The organism is Marinobacter sp. ES-1, assembly GCF_000475255.1.
Taxonomy (GTDB): Bacteria; Pseudomonadota; Gammaproteobacteria; order Pseudomonadales; family Oleiphilaceae; genus Marinobacter; species Marinobacter vinifirmus.
On the sequence record NZ_AXBV01000014.1, the window covers coordinates 1 to 1,457 of the forward strand.

Consider the following 1,457-nt stretch of genomic DNA (forward strand, 5'->3'; position numbering starts at 1 on the left):
TGACACCACAGTCACTTGTTAAGTTGATTCATGATCGACGCCCAACGCTTGAACCTCACTTTCGTATTTCTGGAGCGCTGAGCGCAGTTGACCAGAGTAGGTCTCAGTATGATGTATGTACCACACCACGATGGCGAACAAGGCAAAGAAGGCCAACGCACATGCGAAATACTCCTGCTGAACAATACCGTATAGGGCAAGAACCAAAACCGGCAGCAGGTATGGAAGGAAAGAAGTGATAGCGGGCCTGAAGCCACCCTTTTCCGTCAGGAGCCGTGCAACAATGGCTTTTTCTTCCGTGGATAAATTCACCGTTTCTCCTTCAACTTAACGCCCGCAGCACGGGCAAAATTGAAGCGCAGCGGAAATTTTGTCCCTGTGCCTGCGTTTGTTATGCATTTCTAGCCGACCAATACTGGGCTTCAAGCCAAGAGCAAAGCATTTCAACATTATTGATAGCCTCGATAATTTTTTCTTTGGTTGGAGCTATCGTAGGCGGAAATAGCCACGACTGCTTTTCCTGCTCTGCAGCCAAAGATAATTCTGATTCCTGAACGAAATATGGATTGGATAGTTTGCTTAAATCACTTTCCGAGTGTGAAATATTGATTGAAGTTAGCTGTTCAGGGTGCTGGACACGATTTCTGACTAGGGGAATTTGCTCAATGATTTCAAGATTTGCCGGGCATTCTGAAATATTTAGTTCTACTTCATTGAAAATTTCACGATAACCATTGAACCAGCCCTTCTTTTTGAAGTTCACATCAAATTTCATACCGTGATATTTATCAAGTCGATCTACCCAGGCCTTTAGATACAACTGAAGAGAAGAAGAGAGCATTGATAACGCATGGTGTCCGCATGTTTCTAGCCCAGATTTAGCATCCAGCCACTCGGTCAAAAAAGGCGGCTCATCATCCTCGCTATATGGAGGAATGTAAGGTTCTACACCATTCTCGATATCGCTCATGATCTTTGTAAACGGGGCAGCAGCCGTATCGTAAAAATAACGGATAAATTTTGTCCGATCTTTAAGGAAAAATTCGATATCCAAAATCACCACCTACATGCATAACGCTGAGGTAACCGGCGCCGGAGCGCCAGCGGAGGGAACCAAAAGCGGTACGCTTTTGGCGTCCGGTTGACCGCTTGGTTAAATCACGAAGCGACCCGTTAGCCAGCGATCATTGAAAGCTTGGCCACCTCAAAAATTAGGACTCTAGTTCGGCCAAGGCCAGCTTCAACAGCCTAATCGCTTCACTTTTGGTATTTTCCGCGCACTCTGCTCTAGAGTCCGAATTTGGCACCCAACAGCCAACTTCTACGTTACCACCATGCATATTAACGTCCTCGTGCAAGGTAACGGTGGTGTAGACCTTCTCTTCCTTTGAACTCGAGCTATATACAACTTCCATCACACGTTCCTCCTTACAGATTTAACGCGAAGCTTAGCGGCG

Annotated in this window: 2 protein-coding genes; both read right to left on the bottom strand. The window is 46.0% G+C overall.

Annotation, left to right across the window (positions count from 1 at the left end; genetic code table 11):
- Positions 1 to 18: 18 nt before the first annotated feature.
- Entirely contained in the window at positions 19 to 312 is a 294-nt protein-coding gene (locus Q668_RS01005) for a hypothetical protein (RefSeq protein WP_022987721.1), read from the bottom strand.
- Between the two features lie 79 nt (positions 313 to 391).
- Positions 392 to 1,054, bottom strand: coding sequence for a hypothetical protein (locus Q668_RS01010; protein WP_036218794.1), 663 nt, complete (start codon positions 1,052 to 1,054; stop codon positions 392 to 394).
- Positions 1,055 to 1,457 lie beyond the last annotated feature (403 nt).